A 20,295-nucleotide genomic window follows, 5' to 3' on the forward strand; every position below is an offset into this window, starting at 1 on the left:
TTCCCTACCGATGACACATTCGCAGCAGACGGCGGCAGACAGTATCGTACCCCAGCACGTCGACGCGCCGATCGACGACCCGACGTTCCACCTCGACGTGCTGGAGGAGCTAACTTACGACACCGAGGTCGACGGCGCGGTCCCACTGGCCAGCGACCCCGACAACCGATATCCCTACGTCTATCCGCGAGACGTCGCCTCGATCACGCGCGCCTGGCTGACGGCGCTGCGTCACGGCCTCCGGCCGGACGCCTCCCTGAATCGCGTCGTCGACGCGGCCCGCTTTCTGGTCGCCGTCGAGGACGATGGCTGGTGGTACCAGCGGTACGGGCTCGACGGCAGCGACCAGTCGATCTACCGACAGGAGGATAATCTCGCACACGGCATCAGGATCATCTCGCACGCGGTGCTCGCGCTCGACGCGGCCGACGCCCTCGAAGCGGCGGACGAGGCGTTCCTGTCGAACGCGGTCGACTGCATCGACGCTGCGGTGGCAGTCACCCGGTCCGAACTGTACGACGCCAACGCCCACCTGATCGAGAGCACGACGAGCATCCACGAAGGCGCCATCGAATCCGGCTACACGCTGTGGGTAAACTGCGCGTTCCTCGCTGCGTTGCAGCAGGCGGCCGACGCGCTCGACCGGATCGAGGTAGCGGGGCGATCCGCGGATATCGGGCGAGTCGGCGACAGCACGCCGGAGGCCGTCGGCGACGCCGCCGAGCGGATCGACGAGCTCCGCTCCCTGCTGGAACCGGGCGTAAAGCGATGCTTCGCCGTCGACGGGACGCCCGTGCCGCGCCGGCACACCCCCGACGGCGAGCGCGACGACCGCCCGGACATCACGCTGCTTGCGCCCGTCTACTTCGGACTCCAGGGCGTGTTCGGCGAGCACGCCGTGCGCGCCGCCGAGCGGGCGGCGGCGAGCCTGGAGGACCCACGGCTTGGCGGGCTCCAGCGGTTCCGTGGTTTTCACCGCGACCACGATGTCCACCAGCACGGCGGCAACGGCCCGTGGATGCAGTACACCGCCTGGCACGCGCAGTTTCGCTTCGACCGCGGCGAGGTCGAGCGGGGCGACGAGGTGCTCTCGACGATCACCGGCCACGCCGATGCGGCGGGTCACATCCCCGAACACCTCTCCACGCGCGAGCGCTTCGAGCAGTTCATCGAACAGGAGTGGGATACGGGCGCCGACTTCGAGAAGGAGTTCGACGACGATGTGCTACGGGACGTGCCCTTCGACCGCATCGCAGAGGAACTGGATCACATGCGCACGGCGTACGACGAGATGGCGGCCGCTCTCGAGGAACGAGACATCATCTCCTTTGCGGCACCGCTGGCGTGGTGTCACGCGGAGTTCCTGACGGCGCTGCTCAAGCGCGAGACACAGTGATGGCGGGTCGCACCTTCGAACGCGTCGCGTTCACCACGACCGCCTACCCGTACATTCCGCACTGACGGCCGGCCTACTTGCTCGAGGAGACCGTCGAGCACGGTTACGACGCCGTCGGCGACGTGCTCCACATGGCCACGTGACCGACACCGACCGCCGCCTGCCCGGCGACGGCGGGGTCCGCTGGGAACTCGTGTTCGACGGGATCGGCGATATCGGGTTCGATAGCCCGGTGAGCGTCGAGGTCTGGGGCGACAACCCCGACGAGCTTGCCCGGGCCAGTGCGGCCGGACTGCACACGCTGGGCGTCACGGCGAAGTGACCGACAACTGCATCGACTCTCCGTTCGTAGTTATCGCAGTCCAAAACGCCAAATCTGTGTGAGGTTGGTTAGATATATGGTATTTGTGGGTGTCTTTGATATCTTAACAGGGCCTCTTTCCGATTGAGATCCGGTTCTGGAAACGGGTGTACGCCCATATCACCTGTAAAGCGTGCCACTCTCTCGAACTCAGCGGTTTGATTGGTGGAAAGTAATTCTTCCGAATTTTGCGTTGTATGGGCGTATCAGTCCGGTATTCGATACAAAAGGACTCTATGGTTTATTTGCTCCCGGAAGCGAGGGACACTCGAATGAGCACGATTGAAGCGCACGGTCTGACGAAGCAATACGGAGAATTACCTGAATCAACATATTTCAATCAGTTTGATAGGTGTGGACTCAGCCGTTTTGCTGGCCCAAAATCACCCCAGGGTAGCCTACGGCGTATTGTATTTCGATTGTCTCGACTCGGTGTCGGAAGGAGCAGGAGATTCCCGAACCGCCAATGAAATTAATCGCTCACCGGGGATTCGCCGAAACCTTCCCCGAGAACACACAAACTGCGTTTCAAAACGCACCCGAACACGCTGATATGATCGAATTGGACCTCCGTCGATGTCGAAGCGGGGAAATTGTGGTTATCCATGACGGAATTTTGGACGCTGTTACTGACGCAAGTGGCCGAGTAGATAGCTTTTCGGCCACAGAGCTGGCGAATCTCAATGTCCATAAATCCGGGCAGGGCGTTCCGACGCTCAATAGCGTTCTTGATACCGTTCCATCGAGTGTCGGTCTCAACCTTGAACTGAAAGAATATGGCTTAGCGGAAGATGTTGTGAAAGCGATTCGGGACAGAGAAGCCGATATCGTGGTCTCGTCGGCGAATACGGAAGTTCTCCGGAAAGTAAGGATGGTTGATCCGAACATCCCAACCTCACTCATCTTTGCGATAAATCCAGAGAAAAATCTCAAAACTGCGGAGGAATTGGGTTGCACTCACATTCAACCCCACTGGGGGATCTGCTTGTCTACAAATCTCATTGAGCGAGCACACGAGAAGGAACTGGAAACGTTCGTGTGGACGATAAATACTGACGTTGGGGCGCAAATCCTTCGAAAATCCGGTGCTGACGGCGTGATCGCTGACCGTCCGGTGTCCGTTGGCCCACTATCCTCGCGTTCCTCACAAGAAGGAACAAACTTTGACCACTACCCCGTTCAGGAGCTCGCCATCTCACTGCTTCCAATCGCACTCAGTAGCATTACGTACCCGTTTGTTCTGGTCAGCTCTTGTCTCACCCTCATCACCCAAAATGTCGGAACGATCCACCTCAGTACCACCGATAGCGGACGTACAGGCCGTCTTATCACGCAAAGCAGTTCAACGATGAAACGGAAGCTATCGGTCCTTCTGTGGAAAGGGAAAGCAGTAGCTAAACGGAGAAATGGGGAATGGCGGGGAGAATTATATCTGACTAGTGTTCGCCGATTCTACTCTTGGCTATGCAGCCGAGGAACGGTCCCCATTCAGTCTACAGGATCCGCACCGGCGACCAAAGTGAACAAGCTCTGGAACAAAGCTCAGAACGACGTTTTGTCGGTATATGAAGCAGTGACCGAGAGGCTTCACAACGTTCCCCTGGGCGGGTCAACCGTTACCGGTCGGTGGAGACAATGAAGGTATTTGCGTCCACGCTGAGTCGCACACAGAAGTTCGTAATCCTCAGTGGAACTGTTGTCGCTGCCATCGCACTATATCTGCTCTCCTCCCAGCTTCTACCCAGCTTACTGGACACGACAAGTGTCCGCCAGTGGATCGGTAGCTTCGGTATCTTTGCCCCGCTAGTGTTCATCCTCGTCCAAATTGCGCAGGTTATTTTTGCACCAATTCCCGGTCAGTTGCTAGCGCTGGCTGGCGGGTACCTCTTCGGGCCAGTTAATGGCACAATCTATAGCTTACTCGGCGTCACAGTTGGGAGCAGTATCGCGTTTCTCCTCACAAAGCGATATGGTCGGCCTCTCGTCGAACGAGTCCTTCACGAGGATGTGATAGCTGGATTCGACGGATTTATTGAACGTGTAGGGCTCCCGGGGTTTATCGCCTTCATTATCATCCCCGGACTCCCGGACGACGCAGTGTGTTTCCTCGCCGGTCTCACCCCGTGGCGGTTCAAAACATTTCTATTTGCTATTGTCATCGGCCGCTTCCCCGCGTACGTTCTCACTGTCTATGCTGGTGGTGAACTGGCAAGTGGTCGGTTTGTTATCGGCATAGTGCTCATTGGAGTGTTAGTAGCGCTTTCGGCCGTTGGTTATTTTAAACAAGATGAGATCCAGAATTGGGTCTATCGTCTGGAGGAACACATGCGGTTTTGACCACACAATAGAGACATGGGCTTTGTTGAAATCCCCAGAGAGCCATACTTATATATTATTTGATACTAAAATCATCTGTCTGCGGGTCTAAACTCCCTATCCACGCCCTGATCGCCCCCATGGGAACTAAATAGAGCAACCACACGGCCCGTGAATACAGATCGGTACCCGTCCCGATAATCACAAAACTGACCGGAGCAACCACAAAGACCAACATCAGAAACAACTCAAAGACGGGCCTGAACGCGAAAGCCAACGCGTCTGCCGGTGATTTGTCTTGATACGACCGGTTGACGATGAAATAGCGCCAGACGCGTGCTAGCTGAAAGAAAACAGTGCCAGCAATTGCGAGCCCAACTGAGAGGGAAAGTCCTGAGTCCAAATCATAACCGGGAACCACAGGCCTCATGATTATTGCAAGAATGAAAACTGAGATAATCGCCTTTCGCAAAACATATTTGATATTCCGCCAGTATACCGGCGGTATTAGCGCAATCGGTTGAATTGGAGTGGGCTCTTCATCCCAAGAATCCCCATCGAGATCATCCACGGACTGTGGCGTGAACAACGCGACAGAAAAGAACAGGAGGTTGATAATCGCTATCTCGATGAGATAGATGACAGCGATTTCAACGAGACTCCACTCAAATACAACTACTCCAACAATAAGTGCAGAGTTCAGAATACACGCAAAAACGAAATCGCGGGACTCTCTGAGCATTCCGGGTATTGTTTTGCTCTCCTCTATCTGACTACTCTTTCCCATCCATCTACACATTTCTTCGGTAGCGTTTAGTTAGCTCTGTTGAATACTTCGCCTTCAGCTACAATAAGATATAACAACCCGTAGCTAGATAATGCATAGACCGCTCAGAGCGACCGGTCAGGATTATGAACGGGACAGGCGACGGTGAGTTCACGGAACTGTTTCCACCAGCGTCGTGATCGGACGAACGCACCGTACTTTCTTTGAGCGTCGAGTTGACTGGCTCAGATCGACTCCGTTGCCCGTAGGTCAGCGTGTAAGCGTGCGTTCCATGCTCGGTGGAGTGACGTGAACTCACGGTGCTTGATCAGTGGCCGAACCTCGTACTGACGGGCAAGCCGTCTGATTTTCTGGTCGTTGTACCCTTTGTCACCGAGCAGGATGTCGACGGTCTCGGGGTTGTGTTTGACCAACGACGGCGCGATCTGGCTATCATATTTTCATATCGTTGTTACATGTAGATCAGGGATGGTGTTCCCCTTCGTATCGACTAATAGTGTCTGAGCTGTTGAATAGTGAGTTCGGCCCGTTTCGTGTAGTGTTTTGAGGCGTGACTGCGGTCGAACCCTGGCGCATCAACTACAACAATTCCACTCGTCGGAAGTAGCGTCACAGAGAGTCAATATAACACGCCAGACAGCCATATCAAGCCGATTAAACGCCTTACAGAGCGTTGATGACGTAGAAAGTTCAGCTAATCCAAAGCTCGACGAATGCGTGGTATCTCGATCAGTTCGTCAAGCAGACCACGATAGGTCGTATTCTTCCGAACTTTGAGACACAGCAGAAAAACGTGCTACGGGAGTGTATAGCGGTGTTTGGAAAACGGCGAGGAGTATCGAGAGACAGCTCGGCGTGCCAGTTGGATCGCCTTCTCAGTAAACCGGAGAATCTGCGACTTCGAGAGGGCCTTCATCCTGTGGAATCACACGGTGAACAACTCTCTGAAGATTTCAACAAAGCCTGACAATTATAACCGCCGTCCATGTATCGAGGGTCAGGCCTGTCCGTGAACTCGGTCTCGTGTCTATCAGGGTAGGCGGTAAATCCGCTCTTCGGATTCAGAATTCCAGCCTTTAACGGCGCTGACTGTGACCCATCCGGCGACAGTTGGCCTCGACGGACGTACCGCAGGCAGAGGTTCTTCGCTACATTGTAGTCCGCGTTCGTTTCCGACCGATACTTCCCACACCGGAAGTCGTTGCGCGGCGGGCGAGTCTCGTCTGCGATAAATCCGGACTTGGAACACCGCTTTGACGTGTACGGCGACTCGACTTACATCACCGATATACCGGCGGCTTCGGCTTTGTACTCTACGTATTTATATGACGGTCGGAACGCCCACTTGTGATCCAAAGACGTACCCGTTCGGTCACCAATGTGGGTCGGTTCCCGGACTCGATTACCGACCTTTTCGCCCTCAAACCTTCAGGTGATAGATCTACAACTCGTCCCACGCTTTCCGCATCTGCTTTCCCGGATCCCTGATCAGGCTTTCGAATCCCTCTCTTATTACTGCTGCTGGATTTCGCCGAAACCTCACAAGAACTGGGATGATATTATATTTCAATATTTTTAGTGATATGATAGTGAACCATCCCAATGTGCATACGAGGAAAGGGATAGCAAATAGTGGTAACAGCGGTTCGAGAGAGATCGCCACTCCTTCGGCGATATACTCATCGGACAATTCGAGAATTGCGTAAGGAACGAAAAATGCGATGGCTAGTTTTCCCAGCCTGCTTGCCCGTTTATCCCAGGGACCCCCCTCATACCGTTCTTCAACGGCGGCTTCTGCCTGACTGCGAATCTCTGCCGTTGTCTGAAGTTCGATCTGCTCGATGGTAGCAGCTTTCGTTGTGTCGGGGTTGTCTTCAATCTGGGTGCGAACTTCCCTGATCAGTTCCGCACGGTCGATATCGTTGAGTTCCTGGAGTCGCTCAATGACAATGGTAGTAGACGCGAGTATCGTCAAGAGTTCGTCATCCGATAGTTCATCGAGCGCCATCTCGAATTGCCGGTCTGGATAGTCGGCAAGCAGCTGGAAATCCAAAAGACCTGATCTTACCCGTTCTCGAATTCGTTGTTGGTCCCGGCGTTTTTTCTCCTCATCGAGATCAGCGAAATCATCCCGGATCCTATTTCGCTGGGTTTTCGTGAGTAGTGAAGCCGACTTACCCGCCATACTGTACGGATACAGGGTATAGAGAATTACTATTTTCGGTTGAAGGGTGTTTCTGGAATATGGGTGTATCACCTATACCACCCGTATATCAGATGGCTCTTCCAAACTCGGCGGTTTCGCTTCCGAAAATCAATTCGCCAGAATATAAGCCTATACGGCCTTACAAGGCCGATATTGGATACAACGGTCTCTATAGTTTATTTGCTCCCGGAAGCGAGGGACACTCGAATGAGACTGATCGGAACGCATGGTTTAGAGCAGTGTAGAGATGCCACAGCAGTACAGGTCATTAACTCGTCTTGTGAGCAAGGAGGGGGCGATAGGTTCCTCGGACACAAGCGCGCTGATAGGGCAATTACCACCGATCTAATACTCAGATTCGCTCAGTCCAGTACCCAATCAGAACAGAGCCCGGCACAAAGGGGTGTCAGAAATGTCGTCTTCTGACAAACTTGGTGTCGGGAAAAGCGAACGCACGAATCAGGCAGCAGTCGCGGTTCAGGATGTCCGGAAAACATACCAGATGGGAGAACCCGTCGATGCTCTCGACGGAGTGTCTCTCCAGTTGAAGCGTGGTTCATATACTGCCGTCATGGGCCCGAGCGGTTCAGGGAAGAGTACGCTGATGAATCTCATCGGGTGTTTAGACACTCCGACGGAGGGGCGAGTTATCGTCAACGAGAGGGACGTGACTCAGCTCCCCAGTAGAGAACGAACGCGGCTACGGGGCAGCGAGATCGGGTTCGTCTTTCAGACTTTCAACCTAATGCCTCGACTGACTGCCCAAGAGAACATCGTACAGCCAATGGTCGCCCAGAAAGTGTCACGAAGTAAGCGAAATGAACGTGCGAAGCGACTCTTAGAACGTGTTGGACTCGGTGACCGGGCAGGGCACCGGCCAAACGAACTATCGGGGGGCCAGCGCCAGCGGGTCTCCATCGCTCGCGCCCTCGCTAACGACCCAGCACTGATTCTCGCCGATGAACCGACGGGGAATCTGGATTCGGAAACTGGAGCCGACATCATGAAGCTACTCAGCGAACTCCACGAGGGTGGCAAGACGATCCTTATCGTGACACACGATCGTGACATAGCTGAACACACCGATAAGATCATCCACCTACTCGACGGTGCCATCGAACGCGAAGAGATAGTTGACTCCCCTGTACGGCCAACAGTTGGGGGTGGTGAGTAATGGACCCCTTCGAGAGTCTTCGGATGGCATGGCGGACGATTCGCGGACACCGCCTCCGTTCGACGCTGACCACACTCGGCGTCGTCATCGGCATTGGCGCCGTTATCGCGTTAGTCACATTAGGCGCGAGCCTTCAAGGCGCGATCATTGCCGACGTGGCTGCAGGTTCTTCGAACGACGTGGCTGCAGGGCCCCCGAAAATGACAGTTGTGAGTCAGCTGCAAAGCGCCGATGGCGGCTCGGGAGAGGGTGGCGGCGGTCTGGCGGTATTCACCGAACACGACATCCAACAGCTCCAAGAGCTAAAAGGCGTGGAAACGGTCGTTCCAGAGGGGAACGTCGCACTCTCAGGCGTCACATATAGCGGACAGTCGGTTGCAACAGCAGCAATGACGGCGACGACGCCTGCCTACTTCAGCCAGACGGGAGCGGGAAACTTCTCCGCTGGTGGCCCCTTCTCACCTGGTGAACGGGAAGTCGTCCTGAACGAAGCTGCAGCGACTATGTTCAAGCAGAACGTCGCTGTTGGTGACTCGGTCACAGTCACTCGAAGCGGTGGTGAGAGGATTAACGCGACAGTCGTCGGCATTCTCGAAGGGTCAAGCAGTAGCAGTGAATTCGGTTCTTCGGATGACAGTCCACCACCCGAGATCTACGGCCCGACGGACCCGTTCCACCAGACCCAACTTGTTAGTCCAGCAACGGGAGAAAATCAGCGCGTCTACTCGCAGTTGACTGTCGTGGCAGTTAATTACAACCAAGTTGACCAGGTCGCTAAACGTGTCACAGATTACTTTACTGCTGACTCGGATGCGCAGGGTCTTCTCCCGTCGTCGCACGGAGTGAGTGTCCAGACAATCGATGAGTCTGTCAGGCAAATGCAGAGCTTGGTGAGTACCTTCACGAGCGTCGTCACGGGCATTGCAGTCATCTCGCTCGTTGTCGGCGCGATCGGTATTGCTAACATCATGCTCGTGAGCGTCACCGAACGGACACGTGAGATAGGAATCATGAAAGCCGTTGGGTTCCAGAACCGTGATATCCTTCAGTTGTTCCTCGTTGAGGCAGTTATCCTGGGGCTGTTCGGATCCGTGTTCGGGATCATCCTCGGCGTCCTTGCTGGGTACGGTACGACGACGTTCCTCGCTCTTCCGTTTATTTTCCCGATAGAATGGGCAGGGATTGCCGTCGCCGTCGGGGTGCTCGTCGGCGTCGTTGCTGGTCTGTACCCCGCTTGGAACGGCGCTCGAATCGACCCCATTGAGGCCCTTCGGTACGAGTGATAGTGGCTCTGGTGAATCGCTGGACAGCGTCGGCTTCGACCGGTAGCACTAGGCGTATGAAGCGGGAAACTGCCGATGCTCGATGCCGAAGACTTCCCGCTTTACGAGCAAAGCGGTCCCGTTAGCTACAAATGCTGTTGGTGAGCGAGGCGAAGTCACACGGGACTCGCCCAGCGGGAAGCCGAACTGGATACACGCGTCCACTGTCTCGTCTATGGAGCCGAAGCGGTCGGACTCGTCGGGTCACATTATGGTGCGAGCCAGCGTGAGCACGAGCACATCAAAGGGATCTTGACTTCGTCCCACGGCTTTAGCCGTGGGATTCCGCTCGCTATTGTCAATCCTTGCCCCCGCTCGGACACCAGTACTGCAACTGGAAATCGTATATTGGCTCCCTGGCACCGTCACTGGAAATTTCAGCGGAAACGGTGGTGTGTGAAATCTCCACATGCACTGCTAGTCTCTACGAGCTAGCAGATGGTCATACCTGACGGAGCAGCAGGCGTCCCGGTCAGTCCGCCGATATCGGCACTTTCACCGCCTGAAGCGCTTCGATTTCAGTTGTCAGCTCGGCCTGAGTGACCGATGAGTCGCTACCGAGCGGTTCAGCAGCTTCAGGTGTGCCGCCGTCAGTCGCCGATGTCGCGGCAACAGCTACCGGGTCGACGTTACTGTATCGAGTTGCTGCTGAGCGGCGGGTTCATGTAGTCGAGTTCCTCGACGCTTGGGGCGCCGGGTTGATCCCGACGATGTCGGCGATGATGTCCGCGCGCTTCTTCTCGGTCGCCCGTTTTAATGCGCGCCCTGTCTGACTGAAAGTAGGACTTGTACGCAAGGTTTTAATTCGCCATGCCTCCTGACCGACTCCATAGCCAGTTGTTGAGAGGTCAACAAGTGTTTTTTGTTGCGTCCGTGCGTCAATACTGACGATGCCTGAACAAATGCAGGCGGTTGTCGTTCCCGAAGCCGGTGGGGAGTTCGAACTAGTTGAACGGGAAATCCCCGATCCGGGTCCGGGCGAGGTTCGGATCGCCGTCGAGGCATGTGGGATCTGCCACAGCGATGCCTTCGTCAAGGACGGAACGTACCCTGGTATCAGCTATCCGCGGGTGCCGGGCCACGAAATAGCTGGGCGTGTTGATGCGGTCGGCGAGCGTGTCGACCGACTGAGCGTGGACGACCGCGTCGGCGCCGGCTGGCATGGCGGACACTGTTTCACCTGTGAGCCATGTCGGCGTGGCGACTTCCAGCAGTGTGAGAACGGCGAAATAACTGGGCTCACTTACGATGGTGGATACGCGGAGTATGCGACGGTCCCTGCAGAAGCTGTTGCCTCCATCCCTGATGGACTGGATGCGGTCGACGCTGCACCGCTTTTGTGTGCCGGCGTCACGACATATAATGCCCTGCGACATACTGATGCTCGACCGGGAGACCTCGTCGCCGTACAGGGTATTGGTGGGCTTGGACATCTCGGCGTACAGTATGCCCATGCAGCGGGGTTCGAGACCGTTGCGCTCTCACGCAGCAGCGATAAGGAATCGCTCGCGCTAGAGCTTGGGGCGGACCACTTTGTCAACACAGCGGAACACGACCCAGCTGAACGCCTCCAAGAGCTCGGTGGCGCCTCCGTCGTGCTTGCAACGGCTCCGGCTAGTGAGGCAATCAGTTCCGTTGTCGGTGGGCTCGGAACGGATGGGTCCGTTGTTGTGGTCGGTGTCCCGGGCGAACCAGTTGAGATTAGTGCCCAGCAACTCGTCGGTGCGCGTTCCGGTGTCGAAGGCTGGGCGTCCGGCCATGCGAGAGACTCCCAAGACACACTGGAATTTAGTGCCCTCCGCGACATAGCACCAGAAATCGAGACATATCCACTCACCGAGGTCAGCGAAGCGTACGAACGAATGCTCGCAAATGAAGCACGCTTCCGGGTCGTCCTCAAACCCGGTGGTGACTGACCCCGCTGTCACCACGAGATTGCCGGTCTTGGGTGTCGAGACACCCCCGTGATTTACCACCGCATGCCGTGTGAGTTGGAACGTGAAGCAGTGTCCCGAGGCGCCTGCGCTTGACGAGGTCGAGTTCTCCGGACACGTCTGGGTGCAAGAACTCCCGACTGGTGGGGAGTTTCGCTTCCAGGTCGCGGCGTCCGGCTTCGTAACCTTCGCTACACCCGAGCAGTCTTTCGACACCGTCGCCGCCGTGCCACCGCAGTTCCGTCGAGCAGCCGAACTGATTAACGAGCGACTGGACCGTGACGCACTTGAGGCGGCGACTGACGACCCAAGTAGTGTGACGTTTTGTGGAACTGCTACTCGAAATGAGGGGGTCGAGTACGACTGGAATTCGGTGCCACCATTCGTCGGTGTCGATATCTGGTCCGGGCAGAAGGACCAGTTTCTCTCGCCGGATGCGGCAGCCAGTGTGTTCGATCGACTGGGATTGCCGACGTTGCCGGCCATTGAGAAGGAACTGGCAGCCGCCCACGCTGATTTCACTCGGTACGGGGATGAGTCTGAGTTCCCACAGTCAGCGTGGCGGGATGATCAGGCAGTTGGTGTTCTGATCCGAGATAAATCCGGAAGGCGTGCTGTAGCGTGGCATCAAAAACAGGATCAAGAGCCTGTCTCCGAATCGCAGTCAGCGACAACACTGGCGGCGGAGTACGCCACTACTAAGCAAATCGAGCGGACGATCGCGGCGCTGGACGGAGCTGAACAATCAGTGACTGTCGACACGATTCGTGACTGTCTCATCGCGGATGTGGCCCGTGAATCATATCGAGACCTCTTCTCAAATGGTGAGTTTGTCGTCTCACTGTCCGCGTTCCAGTCTGCCGTCGCTGAGCGTGTTCAGCAACACCAGTCTACAGCGGAATAGACTGCTCTCTTGACTAGCGCTCTCCAAGTTGGAGTGAAGCGACACCAGCTTGAGGACCCTCCTTCTTAGCCATTCAGGAGAATTAGATTCCACTAGCTCTGTTGAAACCTATTCTTTAGACAGGTTGTCGTGTGAAATAGCCGGTCAGTAGATGTGCGAAGTGACTACTGCGAGTCTGCCAATATTAGAGGGTGTTCAGAGTGCCATGTGAGTTGCAGGGCACGCATTCATCACTGCTTGTTCAGCGAGAACAGGGGATATAGGGCGGTTGATACAGGTTTTGATCACGGGCGTATGCTGACGACAACAATTTTATCACGTTCTCAGACAGATACTGACATATACGGACACACATGCCAATCAGAATCGATTCCAGCGGAGGAGACACGCCGCCTGTTAAACCGGGCACGAACGCCCACGAACTGCTCACGGTGTTGCTCGACCATCCCGACATGGGGTTCAGCCCGAAGGAACTGACGGAACTGACCGACGTTCCACATTCAAGCGTCCACAAGACCCTCTCCCGGCTCCAAGAGGAGGACCTCGTTCGGAAGGTGGATTCCTACTGGGCAGTTGCCGATGATGTCGCAGCCTCGGAAATCGCGAACGTAGTGAGCCTCCAGCAGATCGAGGCCGAGTATGGTGACGATGCCTACGGCGACGATGACGAGTGGGCCGACGACGCGCCGGATTTAGGAGAGAACGCGTAGGATGGCCTACGCACAAGGCAGTATCGTCCTCGCACCAGCAACGTTCAAAACCGGGGTCCGACCGTATCTCGTCGTCTCGAACCGGAACCGGCCGTTCTTCGGCGATCGGTATACAGTTGCGGTCATCACATCGACCGAGCGGGAGACCGCAGTTGAACTGACGGTCGATTCGCTCATCGAAGGCGAACTGAAGACGTATCCGAGTTACGTGAGTCCGTGGTCGCTGCACGTCTTTCCCCACCAAGAGATCACCAAGCGTGTGGCACAGATCGACGACTCAACCATGACTCTGGTTGCAGACAGTATACACGAACTGACCCGGGTACTGTGATGAATCGATTCTCTGCACAGATCACTGACCCGAGTTCTAACACCCATCAAACGACTAGTATGACTGAGAGTGGCTACCGAAGGGTGCTGACTATCATCGGGAGCATGGCGCTTACCGGGGTCGGTATCGTCTGGCTGCTTGGTGTTGAACGAGCACGGCTTCTTCAAACTATGCTGCTGGCAGTCAGTCTCGTGGTAGTTGCCGTGTTCGTCTTCCACCTCGGGGAACGACACGGGATTGCGAAACAGAAAGCGAAGGACGACCAGCACCGAGGCGCTTGACCGCTTCGCAGATTCCGCGATACGTTTGGGGTTATCTTCACCCGGTAATCTGGCCAGTGGCAAGCGCCTGCCCGAGCAGGGCTAAATCGTTCCGGTACTCCACTGTCTCAAGCCACCTATCGGGAAGCCCCGAAGCACCAAAGCGTGCACCAGCCAGAGCACCAGTCACAGCCCCCAGTGTGTCCGTATCGCCGCCGCGGTTGACCGACTTGACGATGGCCTCTTCAGCGCTGTCTGCCGTCAGCGCGTCGTACAGTGAGGTCTGTAACGTATGGACGACATAACCGGTGTTCGCTAACTGCTTGTCATCCACGAGGTCCGGAACGAGACGGATAGTCTCGACGAGCTCGTCCGGCCCATCACCGTCAACACGTACGATCGCCTCGGCGAGTGGTGACTCCGCACCCCGGAGGAACCCGGCGATGGTCTGATTGAGCAGTACGCACCCGTACTGGCAGCGGGGGTCGTAATGGGTAATCGCCGAAGACTGCTTGCTCACTTGTTCGAGCGTGTCTGACGCCTCGGCGAACGCGATGGCGTGAGGGGCACACCGCATGATGCTGCCGTTCCCAGCGTTCGAGCCTTCAGCGCGGCGCTGCCAGACTTCCCGGCCGGCGTCGCGCCATGACGTGCCGCTCTGGTATTCGCTAATCGCGTCAGCGGTCATGAGCCCGATGTCGAAGGGGCCGTCGTCGTACCACTTTGCGAACCGGTCGGCGATGTCCTGTCCGTCGAACGCCCGCTTTTCGGCGAGACTACGCGCAATGCACACTATCATGTCCGTATCATCAGTGACCGTCCCGGCGGGTTGTCCATGTGTCCCATGGGCCAGCATTTCCGTAACGCGGCCGTGTTCACTGGCGATCTGTTCCGACGATGTGAACTCAACTGGCCGTCCAAGCGCATCACCACAAGCGAGGCCAACAAGAGTGCCAGCTGCTCGGTCGGAATCAGTTGAAGACACGCCTATATCACTGGAAGCGAGGGATGTAGTCGTTTGGTCAGTACCTTGGTTCTCGTGAGATCGCCACGTCCACCAGCGAACCTGACGTGGTCGCCGGCGTCGAAGTCAGTCATTGATGAACTCGTCTTTCACCACGGTTCTCTCTTCGTCAGTCAGACCGTAGAGATCACAGACCCGTTCTTCGAGCATCAGCCGGGCGTCTTCGATCCGATCGTCGAGTTCGTCGGCACGCTCCCGCCTGTCGATGAACTGCTGCAGTCCACGTTCCACGTCGGCAACTCGGGGTAGCTGTAGCTCACTCAGGCGGTCATAGAGGGACTTCGAAGTAGTCGCGTTCTCCCTGAAGTTCGCGAAGCCGCCCGCTGTCTCAGTCGCGTACGGAACAAACGTTTCGACCAGGGTCTCATACTCGGTGTCCAACCCGACGAACTCTACCGCCGGAATAGGCTCCGTTTCGGCGTAGCCCCACCGGTCCGTCTCGACGGCATCGCTGTCTGGCTTGTATCGTGCGGTAGCAGTTAGAACAATAGCACTACCCGTCTCTTCGACCGTGACTGTCCCGATCTTCAGGTTCGGCCACTCGTCGGTAGTCGCTGCAAGCTTGCTTGCCGAGACTCCATCGGATGGTTGACACCCGGGGAGTTCGTCTATCGAGGAGCCAAACTCGTAGGTGCCGAGATAGTCCTCGACTCGAAGATTGAGCTGTGAGCGGTCGCCAGTCAGGTCAAGTAGCTCGTTGACAGCGTTGATGATCACTTCGTCCGGCGCCTCCCCAATTGGGACAGGAAACGCCTCAAAAGTGGACTGGTTGATTTGTGGGAACACGGAGCGGTATGCAGCGTGTTTATAGTGGTGATAGAAGTTGAGCACTGCCGAATTCAATATCCCCAGAACGTGTTTCAGTTCGTCGACTGAATCCGTGTTACTGTGGATGTTGTATGCCGATTTGATCGTTACAAGATCCTCTGTATCGAATGTTCCGACAAGAGAATCACTTGTCTGTCGGAAGACCAATTTCGGGCTCTGGTAGTTTTCACGAGCCTTTTGCACATCGGTCTGTTCCACATATCGCAGCTCTTCCTCGTCGATGCCATAGCGTATAATCGCACCACCAGGCGCGATCGGACGAGTGTTCGACTGCTGGTTTTCGAAGAGGAAATCGGCCCGCTTGCTGATCTCCTCTCCTCGTGAGATACTGATGTGGTTTTTCAGAGGGGGATTATTCTCAACCTTTTCCAGTATCGACCGAGTTTCCCCATCAAGATAGATGAGGAACCGCTTTGCCTCTTGTGTCTTGAACACGCGATTGGGAATCTGGTTGTAGTCGAGTGAGGGGAGGTCAGTTACCGAGGGTGTGTCTGCACATCGAATCTGCTCCACAGTACCACTGCTTACGAGAATAACAGCCCCGGTTTCGACGCCCTCGAAGGCAGTCCCGACGCGAACGATCTCAGACAGTGACGTGTTAGAGAGAACGAACTCGCGTATCGGTTTGTTCTGTTCCCGAGTCAGGACTGCATCAGGGACGATGATTCCCACTCGTCCGCTCTGTGATTGTCGAACGGACTGTTCGTAGAACGCGACGTAGAGGTCAAATTGGTTCTCGGCGGTCGTGAATTCCTCCGCAAGATAGGCCCGTAGATCTGTATCGATGTTCGCGCTGATATCGGCGCGGCCCGCGGTGGCAACCCAAGGGGGGTTTCCGATCACTGCATCGAACCCTTGTGCAGGGAGTGGGTGTCCCGCCGCGTCGTAATAGAGTTCAGGGAACTCTAATTTCCAGTGGAAATAGCTATCCATCTGTGCCCATCGCTGAGCATCCTGGAACCACTGCGTCTGTTCGATATCGTTCCAGATAGCATCGTCCTCTAGGGCAGCCGCCATTCGTTTGTACGCGTCGCCCGGGAGAGTATCGAGGCCAAACTGTTCAGCCGTGTGAACGTTTGCCATTCCCTCCAGCCGTCGACGGAGTTTGTTCCGCTCGAACTCGTCGTACTTGGCCTCTATCTCTTTTATGTCTGCCAACTCTCGGTTCTCGATGGCGATGAAGTCCTGATAGATCCGCATGAGCTGCTCGATAGTTCCCTTCCGAGCGACCCCGAAGTCGGCAAGCGTGGCATTTTGCCCGCCCCCACTGGCATCGGACTCCAGTTTCTCGATTTCCTCGATGTCGCTCCCGACCAGGGAGTTCCCAGTCTTTAGGTGGTGATCCAGAAAGGCGAGGGGCTGTTCGGCGGCGAGTGTCCGGAGCCAGAGCGACACTTTCGCGAGCTCGACGGCGAGCGGATTCAGGTCGACACCGTAGATACACCGCTGTGCAACCTGTCGGCGGGCCCAGTTGATATCATGCGCTTTGTCGACGGTTTCGATTCCCCGCTGGGCGGCCTGGCGCTCCTGTGCGTCGATAATCTCACGGGCGAGGTAGTCGACAGCGCTCGTCAGGAAGTGGCCACTCCCCATCGCAGGGTCGAGGATCTTGAGGTCGAACACTGCCTCGGCGAACTCCTCGGCGAACCCGCCCTCGTCGACCGCGTTCTGCCCGACGAGATCGCTCCGAATGTCGTCGACCAGCGGCTCGAGCGTCTCCTCGACGATATACTCAACGACAGCTTCCGGCGTGTAGTACGACCCCGTCGCTTTTCGGTCGCCGGAGCCGGTCAAAAGGTACACTTCGCCCGCTGTGACGATCACTTCATCGTCCTCTTGTGCGGGGACGTACTCACCGTCGTCCAGTGCAAGTGGTTCCTCAGCGATGTCGAGCTGATACTCCAAGAGGCCCTCGTAGATGCTGCCGAGGTGGCGGACATCCAGCGACGAGTAGTCGACGAAGATCTTCCCGCCGCCGTCGCCGTTCTGACTCCGGGTGAGTAGTTCGATAACTTCAGCGAGGTAAGCGTCACCCACCTTGTGGTTCGCGAGGAACCGGGCTTCAACACTGTCGTCATCGTCGATATCCGTCCGGAAGAGCCCACCGTTGTATGCCGGGATATAGAGGTCTTCGACGGGGATGTCACGAGATTTGCTTCCCTGGTCGATTAGCTTGAACAACTCGTCCAGCCGATCCCAGAGGGTATCCTGCCAGGCTCGATATCGAGGCTGGGAGCTATCCAGCTCGTCCGCGATATCCTGCTTGAGGGCATTGAGACTGTAGGACGCCGCGTAAATCTCGTTGTTCGTATCGAGGAGGTTCCGACCCTCACTCTCCGCATAGAGCACGAAGATGAGCCGGTACAGATAGATCAGGGAACTGTCGTGGATACGGTCGAGGTCGTCCGCAGAGAGTTCATTGTCCGGGTACTGCAGGAACCCCTCAGAGAGCACCTTGATTGCCTCGTAGATGTTGTCCTGGAGGTCCTCACCCAGTTCCTGAGCAAAGACGTTTGACTCGTTATACACGTCGTCCAGAAAGGAGTCCCCAGTTGCGTCTTCGAGAAACGCGCTATGGCGGAAAAAGAGGTAGAAGTACTTGAACTCCGCAAGATCGCCTTTTTCGAGGACGGTCGGCAGGTCGATCTCGTAGTAGGAGTCGAGCTTGTGACTCGTTGGCCGGTAGTAAAGCCGCCATCTCTTCCCGTTCGTTAGCACGCCCCATGTCGTGGATGTGAAACGCAAATATTGGTCGATCTGGTGACTAGGGTTTTCAAAATCCCGTTGCTTCTTTCCCCGCGTATCGAGCGGGCGACCCCAGCGTTTGGCGTCCGCGACGGCGACAGCGTCTCTGTAGAAATCACCACCGTTCTCACGGCGTCCGAACGCGCCACGCGCAGCATCCGCTGATGCGAAGAACCCGTAGTCCGGCCGGCGCTGGGTTTCGCTAGTGCGCTCCGCAACCTCAAAGGGGATGCCCAGCTTCCGGAACATCGGCCGGATAAACTTTTCCTCGAGTTGGGATTCGTTTCGTTTGGGAGCCGTCTCTCTCTCGCGCTCCCACAGCTCCATAATGTCCGCTTTCGCCTCACGCAGTTCGTCGTCGGTGAGTTCGTTCCAGACCTCGGTTTCGGGGAGGTGCTCAGTGAGGTAGTAGTTCGAGAACAGGTCGCGGTTCGTCCAGTAGGTGAGTGGCGTTTGCATAAATTATCGTGGAGTGACGATGCGGAATCGGTCGGCGGCCTTACTGTCGGTGATACCGTGGCCGGCTTCTTTGGTGCCGGCAACGTCGACATCGATATCGTCGGCGCGCTCGCCGCTGAGCTTCGCAAGCGCGGACCCCGAGAGACTCACACGCCCGGCGCTGTCTACGTTCCGAGCGGTTGTCTTCGGGGGCATTTTGGCTGATAAGATTGTCAGATTCAGCTCGTATAGTCTTTGCTTAGATTTCTGGCGATGTTTGACAGCTGCTAACAAACGTCGCGGTACAGCTCACGGCAGTTGCTGGTGAGCCTGTTTACCCTCCTGCAGCCAGTGCCACCGGGCTAGGATGTGACGGCCGGCGAACTGGGCGAAAACCGCCCGATAAACGCCCATCTGGATGCGCCGAGCTGTCGGCCCGGGGCGGTGTCCAACGCGTCGAGCCGTGGGGAGTCCCGCCGGTAGGCACGGCTCCGGCGGCTCACCGTACCAGCCACGCCGCGGTCGACACCGCCCGCGCGAGACAGGCCGGTCGGTCACCAGCGGTGGTGTACTGCATCGTACAGGTGGGCGTCATACACGTCGCGTACGGCCCCGTGTGTCTCGTGGGAGAGCGGTGGCAGGTCGGCGGCCGCGACGTTCTCCGCGACGTGATCGGGCGTCGTCGAGCCCGGGATGACGGTCGTCACGGCATCGAAATCGAGGATCCACCGGAGGGTAAACTGCGCCATCGTGGTGTCCTCAGGGACAAGCCGCCGGAGGTCGGCAACGGCGTCCAGGCCGGCCTCGAACGGCACGCCGGCGAACGTCTCGCCGCCCTCGCGGCCGACGCCGGCGGCCACGCCCTCCCGGGCGGCCGTCCGCCGGTGGTCGTCGGGGCCAAAGTCCTCGATCCCGTCGAAGGCATCGGCGAGCAGCCCCGACGCGAGGGGGACGCGGACGATGATTCCAACGTCCTCGGCAGCGGCTCGCTCGAAGAAGCGCTCTGCCGGGCGCTGCCGGAACGGGTTGAAGATGATCTGGACCGACTCGACCACGTCGTATTCGATCGGCTTCATCGCCTCTTCGACCTTCTCGACGCTGACGCCGGCGTGGGCTATCTCGCCCTCGGCTTTGAGGTCTTCTAGCGCCGAGAACGTCCCGGGTTCGTAGAAGGCGGCCGTCTCCGGACAGTGCAACTGGAGCAAGTCGAGCTGGTCGACACCGAGGCGAGCCTGCGAACCCGCGACGGACTCACGCAGTCCCGACTCCGAGTGACGGCCGTCCTCGTCGGGAGCGGCTTTCGTTGCGACGTACGCCCGCTCCGCGCCGGCGGAGCGCTCCGCGAGGGCGTCCGCGATCAGGCGCTCAGCCCGACCGTCGCCGTACACCTCGGCCGTATCGACGAAGTTCGCCCCCTCCTTGAGGGCCGTGCGGATCGCTTCACGGGCCTGTTCGTCCGACACGTCGTCCCAGACCGGACCCACGTTCCAGGTCCCGAGTCCGACTGTCGACAGCGCCATGCCGGTGGTCCCGAGCGGTCGTCGTTCCATACCCAAGAC

15 protein-coding genes and 3 pseudogenes are annotated in these 20,295 nt (G+C 57.1%); 10 read left to right on the forward strand and 8 right to left on the reverse strand.

Annotated elements, in window-relative coordinates; genetic code table 11:
- The first annotated feature begins 10 nt into the window (after nucleotides 1-10).
- The 4 genes from VJ162_RS11765 (at nucleotide 11) to VJ162_RS11780 (ending at nucleotide 4,094) form a co-directional block, all read left to right on the forward strand.
- Nucleotides 11-1,396: a glucoamylase gene (locus VJ162_RS11765; protein ID WP_324664482.1), complete on the forward strand. Its 1,386-nt coding sequence runs from the start codon at nucleotides 11-13 to the stop codon at nucleotides 1,394-1,396.
- Nucleotides 1,397-1,535: 139 nt separating this feature from the next.
- On the forward strand, nucleotides 1,536-1,718 hold the full coding sequence (locus tag VJ162_RS11770; RefSeq protein ID WP_324664483.1) for a hypothetical protein: 183 nt from the start codon (nucleotides 1,536-1,538) through the stop codon (nucleotides 1,716-1,718).
- Nucleotides 1,719-2,223: 505 nt separating this feature from the next.
- Nucleotides 2,224-3,396 carry a glycerophosphodiester phosphodiesterase gene (locus VJ162_RS11775; RefSeq protein WP_324664484.1) on the forward strand — a complete coding sequence of 391 codons (1,173 nt, stop codon included), beginning with the start codon at nucleotides 2,224-2,226 and terminating at the stop codon, nucleotides 3,394-3,396.
- Complete coding sequence (locus VJ162_RS11780; RefSeq protein ID WP_324664485.1) at nucleotides 3,393-4,094, forward strand: TVP38/TMEM64 family protein; 702 nt, start codon at nucleotides 3,393-3,395, stop codon at nucleotides 4,092-4,094. Before VJ162_RS11775 ends, VJ162_RS11780 begins: the two co-directional genes overlap by 4 nt.
- A 55-nt stretch (nucleotides 4,095-4,149) precedes the next feature.
- Here VJ162_RS11780 and VJ162_RS11785 read toward each other — a convergent pair whose 3' ends face one another.
- From VJ162_RS11785 to VJ162_RS11800, 4 genes and pseudogenes are all read right to left on the reverse strand, one after another.
- A complete protein-coding gene (locus VJ162_RS11785) occupies nucleotides 4,150-4,860 on the reverse strand; it encodes a DUF6498-containing protein (protein ID WP_324664486.1) in 711 nt (236 codons plus the stop codon).
- Nucleotides 4,861-4,964: 104 nt separating this feature from the next.
- Nucleotides 4,965-5,776 (reverse strand): annotated as a pseudogene (locus VJ162_RS11790) (IS5 family transposase).
- A pseudogene (locus tag VJ162_RS11795) lies at nucleotides 5,773-6,123 on the reverse strand (hypothetical protein); the annotation flags it as partial. The pseudogenes VJ162_RS11795 and VJ162_RS11790, both read right to left, overlap by 4 nt.
- Nucleotides 6,124-6,301: 178 nt before the next feature.
- On the reverse strand, nucleotides 6,302-7,045 hold the full coding sequence (locus tag VJ162_RS11800) for a hypothetical protein (protein WP_324664487.1): 744 nt from the start codon (nucleotides 7,043-7,045) through the stop codon (nucleotides 6,302-6,304).
- Nucleotides 7,046-7,478: 433 nt separating this feature from the next.
- Here VJ162_RS11800 and VJ162_RS11805 point away from each other — a divergent pair, with 433 nt between their 5' ends.
- The 6 genes from VJ162_RS11805 (at nucleotide 7,479) to VJ162_RS11830 (ending at nucleotide 13,441) form a co-directional block, all read left to right on the forward strand.
- Complete coding sequence (locus VJ162_RS11805) at nucleotides 7,479-8,240, forward strand: ABC transporter ATP-binding protein (protein ID WP_324664488.1); 762 nt, start codon at nucleotides 7,479-7,481, stop codon at nucleotides 8,238-8,240.
- A complete protein-coding gene (locus VJ162_RS11810) occupies nucleotides 8,240-9,523 on the forward strand; it encodes an ABC transporter permease (RefSeq protein ID WP_324664489.1) in 1,284 nt (427 codons plus the stop codon). The genes VJ162_RS11805 and VJ162_RS11810 overlap by 1 nt, the downstream gene beginning before the upstream one ends.
- 941 nt (nucleotides 9,524-10,464) lie before the next feature.
- A complete protein-coding gene (locus VJ162_RS11815; protein WP_324664707.1) occupies nucleotides 10,465-11,478 on the forward strand; it encodes an alcohol dehydrogenase in 1,014 nt (337 codons plus the stop codon).
- An 82-nt stretch (nucleotides 11,479-11,560) separates the two neighbouring features.
- Nucleotides 11,561-12,400: a hypothetical protein gene (locus VJ162_RS11820; protein WP_324664490.1), complete on the forward strand. Its 840-nt coding sequence runs from the start codon at nucleotides 11,561-11,563 to the stop codon at nucleotides 12,398-12,400.
- A gap of 353 nt (nucleotides 12,401-12,753) precedes the next feature.
- Complete coding sequence (locus VJ162_RS11825; protein ID WP_324664491.1) at nucleotides 12,754-13,110, forward strand: MarR family transcriptional regulator; 357 nt, start codon at nucleotides 12,754-12,756, stop codon at nucleotides 13,108-13,110.
- Nucleotide 13,111: 1 nt separating this feature from the next.
- Complete coding sequence (locus VJ162_RS11830; RefSeq protein ID WP_324664492.1) at nucleotides 13,112-13,441, forward strand: type II toxin-antitoxin system PemK/MazF family toxin; 330 nt, start codon at nucleotides 13,112-13,114, stop codon at nucleotides 13,439-13,441.
- 318 nt (nucleotides 13,442-13,759) lie between these two features.
- Here VJ162_RS11830 and VJ162_RS11835 read toward each other — a convergent pair whose 3' ends face one another.
- From VJ162_RS11835 to VJ162_RS11850, 4 genes and pseudogenes are all read right to left on the reverse strand, one after another.
- Entirely contained in the window at nucleotides 13,760-14,686 is a 927-nt protein-coding gene (locus VJ162_RS11835; RefSeq protein ID WP_324664493.1) for an ADP-ribosylglycohydrolase family protein, read from the reverse strand.
- A gap of 792 nt (nucleotides 14,687-15,478) precedes the next feature.
- A pseudogene (locus VJ162_RS11840) lies at nucleotides 15,479-18,757 on the reverse strand (Eco57I restriction-modification methylase domain-containing protein); the annotation flags it as partial.
- A gap of 3 nt (nucleotides 18,758-18,760) precedes the next feature.
- A complete protein-coding gene (locus tag VJ162_RS11845) occupies nucleotides 18,761-18,952 on the reverse strand; it encodes a hypothetical protein (RefSeq protein ID WP_324664496.1) in 192 nt (63 codons plus the stop codon).
- A 338-nt stretch (nucleotides 18,953-19,290) separates the two neighbouring features.
- Nucleotides 19,291-20,286 (reverse strand): aldo/keto reductase, encoded by a 996-nt coding sequence (locus VJ162_RS11850; protein WP_324664497.1) that lies wholly within the window; start codon nucleotides 20,284-20,286, stop codon nucleotides 19,291-19,293.
- Nucleotides 20,287-20,295 lie beyond the last annotated feature (9 nt).

The organism is Haloarcula sediminis (assembly GCF_035656455.1).
Taxonomy (GTDB): Archaea; Halobacteriota; Halobacteria; order Halobacteriales; family Haloarculaceae; genus Haloarcula; species Haloarcula sediminis.